This is a genomic window from Paenibacillus daejeonensis DSM 15491, assembly GCF_000378385.1.
Taxonomy (GTDB): Bacteria; Bacillota; Bacilli; order Paenibacillales; family Paenibacillaceae; genus Paenibacillus_D; species Paenibacillus_D daejeonensis.
This window is the reverse complement of sequence record NZ_KB899691.1, coordinates 1-4581: the sequence shown is the minus strand read 5'-3', so window position 1 is coordinate 4581 and position 4581 is coordinate 1. Positions and strand designations below refer to the sequence as shown.

General features: G+C 45.6%; 7 protein-coding genes, 6 tRNA genes and 1 rRNA gene. 11 read left to right on the top strand and 3 right to left on the bottom strand.

Annotated features, from left to right (window positions below):
* The 7 genes from F556_RS0132855 to F556_RS0132825 all read left to right on the top strand — a co-directional run.
* Window positions 1-285 (top strand): 23S ribosomal RNA (locus F556_RS0132855); the annotation flags it as partial.
* A gap of 81 nt (window positions 286-366) precedes the next feature.
* Window positions 367-443, top strand: a tRNA-Met gene (locus F556_RS0132850).
* A gap of 32 nt (window positions 444-475) precedes the next feature.
* Window positions 476-551 (top strand) — tRNA-Asp (locus F556_RS0132845).
* 32 nt (window positions 552-583) lie between these two features.
* Window positions 584-670, top strand: a tRNA-Leu gene (locus F556_RS0132840).
* A 6-nt stretch (window positions 671-676) separates the two neighbouring features.
* Window positions 677-751: transfer RNA gene (locus F556_RS0132835), tRNA-Gly, on the top strand.
* 6 nt (window positions 752-757) lie between these two features.
* Window positions 758-834, top strand: a tRNA-Pro gene (locus tag F556_RS0132830).
* Window positions 835-848: 14 nt separating this feature from the next.
* Window positions 849-922, top strand: a tRNA-Gly gene (locus F556_RS0132825).
* A 90-nt stretch (window positions 923-1012) separates the two neighbouring features.
* Here F556_RS0132825 and F556_RS0132820 read toward each other — a convergent pair.
* From F556_RS0132820 to F556_RS0132810, 3 genes are all read right to left on the bottom strand, one after another.
* Window positions 1013-2239, bottom strand: a complete 1227-nt coding sequence (locus F556_RS0132820; protein WP_020621245.1) for a tyrosine-type recombinase/integrase — start codon at window positions 2237-2239, stop codon at window positions 1013-1015.
* A 117-nt stretch (window positions 2240-2356) separates the two neighbouring features.
* On the bottom strand, window positions 2357-2773 hold the full coding sequence (locus F556_RS0132815) for an ImmA/IrrE family metallo-endopeptidase (RefSeq protein ID WP_020621244.1): 417 nt from the start codon (window positions 2771-2773) through the stop codon (window positions 2357-2359).
* A 5-nt stretch (window positions 2774-2778) separates the two neighbouring features.
* On the bottom strand, window positions 2779-3183 hold the full coding sequence (locus F556_RS0132810; RefSeq protein ID WP_020621243.1) for a helix-turn-helix domain-containing protein: 405 nt from the start codon (window positions 3181-3183) through the stop codon (window positions 2779-2781).
* Between the two features lie 261 nt (window positions 3184-3444).
* On the opposite strand from F556_RS0132810, the gene F556_RS0132805 reads away from it, so the two are divergent.
* From F556_RS0132805 to F556_RS0132790, 4 genes are read left to right on the top strand one after another with little or no spacing between them, the layout of a single operon-like run.
* Entirely contained in the window at window positions 3445-3642 is a 198-nt protein-coding gene (locus F556_RS0132805) for a helix-turn-helix domain-containing protein (RefSeq protein ID WP_245583182.1), read from the top strand.
* Window positions 3639-3923, top strand: coding sequence for a helix-turn-helix domain-containing protein (locus F556_RS0132800; RefSeq protein ID WP_020621241.1), 285 nt, complete (start codon window positions 3639-3641; stop codon window positions 3921-3923). Before F556_RS0132805 ends, F556_RS0132800 begins: the two co-directional genes overlap by 4 nt.
* A complete protein-coding gene (locus tag F556_RS0132795) occupies window positions 3916-4245 on the top strand; it encodes a hypothetical protein (protein WP_020621240.1) in 330 nt (109 codons plus the stop codon). The genes F556_RS0132800 and F556_RS0132795 overlap by 8 nt, the downstream gene beginning before the upstream one ends.
* The gene (locus tag F556_RS0132790) at window positions 4211-4429 is read left to right on the top strand and encodes a hypothetical protein (protein WP_020621239.1); all 219 of its coding nucleotides are present in this window, start codon (window positions 4211-4213) and stop codon (window positions 4427-4429) included. Before F556_RS0132795 ends, F556_RS0132790 begins: the two co-directional genes overlap by 35 nt.
* Window positions 4430-4581 lie beyond the last annotated feature (152 nt).

Genomic DNA, 4581 nt, shown 5'->3' with positions numbered 1-4581 from the left:
GGTCCCTATCTGTCGTGGGCGTAGGAAATTTGAGAGGAGCTGTCCTTAGTACGAGAGGACCGGGATGGACGTACCGCTGGTGTACCAGTTGTTCCGCCAGGAGCACCGCTGGGTAGCTATGTACGGACGGGATAAACGCTGAAAGCATCTAAGCGTGAAGCCCCCCTCAAGATGAGATTTCCCAGTATGTAAGACCCCTGGTAGACGACCAGGTTGATAGGTCCGGGGTGGAAGTGCAGTAATGCATGCAGCTGACGGATACTAATCGGTCGAGGGCTTATCCTAATATAACTCAGCTAAGATACACCATGCTTGATTCGCATCCAGTTTTTAAGGTGCAATGCCTTAAGAATTGCTTTTTTACGACGCGGGGTGGAGCAGCCCGGTAGCTCGTCGGGCTCATAACCCGAAGGCCGCAGGTTCAAATCCTGCCCCCGCAACCAATTTCTTCGATACATACATATCGAAATACTCTGGAGCTGTGGTGTAGCGGTTAACATGCCTGCCTGTCACGCAGGAGATCGCGGGTTCGATCCCCGTCAGCTCCGCCATTTTTACAATTTGGTTGTTTGTTTCAAAGTATGCGGTCGTGGCGGAATTGGCAGACGCGCTAGATTCAGGTTCTAGTGGTGTAACAGCCGTGGAGGTTCGAGTCCTCTCGACCGCACCATACTTTGCGGAAGTGGCTCAGCGGTAGAGCATCGCCTTGCCAAGGCGAGGGTCGCGGGTTCGATTCCCGTCTTCCGCTCCATCTTTTCGGGATGTAGCTCAGCTTGGTAGAGCACCTGGTTTGGGACCAGGGGGTCGCATGTTCAAATCGTGTCATCCCGACCATCTATATTTTCAATGCGGGTGTAGTTCAATGGTAGAACCTCAGCCTTCCAAGCTGATGGCGTGGGTTCGATTCCCATCACCCGCTCCACTTTTTAAAAGCCGAGACTCCTTGTGGCACAAGGGGTCTTTTATTTTTGTCTTCGACAATTGGGCGGGCCACTTTTGTTTATGGGGCAGTTCATGGGGCAAATTTCAATTTTTCGGGATTTAAATCTTCTAATGGAGCTATCGCTGCACGACTTATGGTATCTGACTCATGAACGTATCTATCGGTAGTTTCCATTTTGGAGTGCCGTAGAAATTTTTGTATCGTCCTTTGGTCCGCACCATGTTCACGTAGCAGCGTACCCGCTGTATGTCGAAGACCATGGAGTTTAATGTGAGGCAAGTTATTTCGGTTCAGAAATTTGGCCCATGTCTTAGTTGCTGTCCCTGGATAATACATTACCCCGTTCCCGCTATGGAAGATATATTGTTTACCTTCACCCTGCCATTTCGGACAAGCTAATTTTTCTTTTTTCCACTCTCGCTCAAAACTTTTTAACTCGTCCATATACCATCGGGGCATCGGAACCCATCCCTCTGACTCGACGGTCTTCACTTCACGTTCTTCCTTCTTTCCCTCACCGTCGATGCTGATCTGCTTATCAATCCAAATTGCCGAACTTTCATAGCTTATGTCAGGCCATTCCACGGCTAAAAATTCACCCCTTCTATAGCCGCCCATCATCACCCCGGTAAAATAAAGCCTCCACCCATTGGGGAGATTGTAGAGTGCTAACAAGAGCTTTGCTACCTCAGATTGTGAATAGTTTTTTTTAACACCCCTCATCGCTTTTTTTTCCTTCTTCCCTAAACTGGGACGCTTTACACCGGCAATGGGATTTGATTTAATTACTCCCCATTCATGGGCGAAGTCAAATATTGATTTTGTCGCCTTGTAAATATTTAGCTTTGAATTGGTAGCTAGTGGCTTTCCGTCTTTTAAGCTTTTCATGTCGGCGAACCATTCAACCAACTGTAAGGTTGTAATTTCATTTATCCAAGTGTCACCAAATTCAGGGTCAAGCCTTGCGTCGATGATTTTTTGTGTATTGTATAGCGTCTCGCCGCTCATATTTTCGATAGCATATCCCTTTTTCCATACGGGGACAAACTGTGAGAAAGTTACTTGATTGGCCTTACTCCTCTTTTTTCCTTGATCCTCATATTGACCTGTTACGACAAGTTCACTCCACTTAGCTTCCTGAACGGCCAGCCAATCATTTTTCTTTTTATCAGATCTTGACCGCTCGATCTCTGGGGGCATTTCTACTGTAATCGATCGTTTTGGTCTTGTGGCCTTTGATGGGTCACGTTCAACAATTTTGTATTTGTTACTACCTAAATGTTCCGACCAAGCCATGGTAATTACCCTCTCTATAATGTATTTTACTTACCTTATTTATTCCAGCAACACCCCCTTTAAGGAACGTATGTTTGGTTTTGTGGCATGATTTAATAACCTGTCATCGCTTTGAGGTCACAGGTAAAAACTATGCATTTCAACGGGCACATGATTTCGCTGCAAAACATCTAGGAAAGATTCTCCAGTCAGCACCGGATCGTTAGCGATTAGCAATTCCACAGCAAACATACTTGCCTCTCGCTCATATCGGCCCTTGCAGAAGAGTGAATTCTCATCTAACCAAAATCGGTTTATTCCAGGATGGAGAATAGCATGAGCAAGTTCATGCGCACAGATAAACCTTCTCCAATATTCATCCAAACCCTCATGTATGATGATGTACTTCCTACGCATAGTGCGCCTGAACATTCCACGTGTCGATGTGCCTAAATCCATAAACCATACTTCTATATTTAAATACTCCGCCAAGATGAATGGATCATTAGTTTTGTATTTGCGGAGAAGCCTTCGGATAACACGACTGAACTCCATGTTGTCTACCCACCTTCTTTGTTCTTCCGCCCATACGTTTTTTTGTTTTTCTCTTTAGCATCCCAGAAAATTGCTTCCATCACCCGTTTTACCTTCTCGCGATCCTCAGCATCGAAAGGTATTCCATCAAACATAAGTTCACCATCATCTTCAAGCATACGTTTGAAATCTCTTTTATCTTTCGATGTAGCCCATTCGGGTATGGATGACTGGTGACTATCGCTAGAACGACCAAGAAGATAGTCAACGCTCACTCCAAAAATTTCCGCTATACGAGAAGCCATTTCGGCACTCAGTGTACGAGTTTCTCTTTCAATTCCATAAAGGAATTGAGGAGATATTTTTAATTGGTCCGCCAGATCGGGGCCGCTAACTTTTCTTTGATTCCTTATTTCACGGATTCTATTCATACAAGAGTTCCCCTTCAACTATTTGTTACAAACAGTTTATCAACAAATAGTTTATTTATCAAGGAACAAATAGTTTAAAAACTACGATATTTGAAGAAATATTAAGCAAATAGGATAAAGTATAGACCTTATTCTCCTATTTGTTTAAATTCAGTCCATTTTGCTCGATTTTGCTATTTGTTTAAATGAAACTATTTGTTTAATATTTAGACATGGAAAACAACAAATAGTTAAAGGGGTGATACAGTGAGTATTTCGGCCATGATTAAAAAGACAATGAATGAACAGGGAGTCAAGGCTTCCGACATTGCTAAACAAACGGGTTACACCTCGCAATATCTTCATGGCTTGCTTGAGGGTAGCCGCCGATGGAATGAAACAACCCTTAGTAAAACGTGCGATGCCTTAGGGCTTGAAGTAAAACTCGTTCCAATTAAATCGGGGACTGATAAAAAATGAATACCGCCGACTTCATCGAAGCAATGCGTACCGAGATTAAGGATCAACTCCGCGAGGAAATTTTAAAAGATCTTCAACCGGAGCTTGAAAGGATGATCTACAACAACGTTTTTGACTTCAACGAAGCCTGCCGTTATCTCAAGGTTTCAGAGTCTACCCTCCGCAGGATGGTGCGTGATGGAGAGGTTCCTTATTTCAGGCAGAGAGGAAATCTTTTTTTTCGCCAAACAGCGCTGCATGAATCAATTATTAAAAAAGAAAGGAGCCCCACCCATGACTGACCAAAAAAAGCTGCCAGGGCAGGCGGGGGAAGCGGCTGCTCTCAGCTTGAGCCTGATTTGGCTCTCGGAGAAAGTGATTCAGATCGGGCTTGACGCGCCGTACTCGGTAACGGTTATGACACAAAGCGGGGCAGGAGTCAATGTCTGGATCAATAAGCGGTTAGAGAGCGGCAAGTTCGCCCTGGTGGTCCAGTATCTCCACTTGGAGCGGTCGGAAGCACTGCTCCAGCAGGCGATCGAGGACGTGGAGGCAATTTTGCAAGGCACATATAAGGAGGTTGATCCCATTGGGCAAACAATCGGTAGCAACGCAGGATTTTAGTCAGACCTGTTTGAGGGAGTTAATCAATGAGGGCAAGGTCGAGCTGACGGATAACGGATATCAGCTGACGGAGCGGGGGCGGGCGGCAGTGATGCCGGAGCTCAGGCGATACGAGCACCGCCCGGCCATGGCCATGATGATTGAGCTGCACGTACTTAACCAGCATCAACATTCAGTGTGGTAGCTATGATAGATGATCGGGTGCTGGACAGGCTAGGAGATTACTTTGTCACTCATCGCGTGGGTGCTTGCTATCGGTTGACATTCGGCCAATTCGTAGAGATGGAGCAGGCTGGCACTTGGCAGCCGCACATGGGCAACAAACACTATGATTTT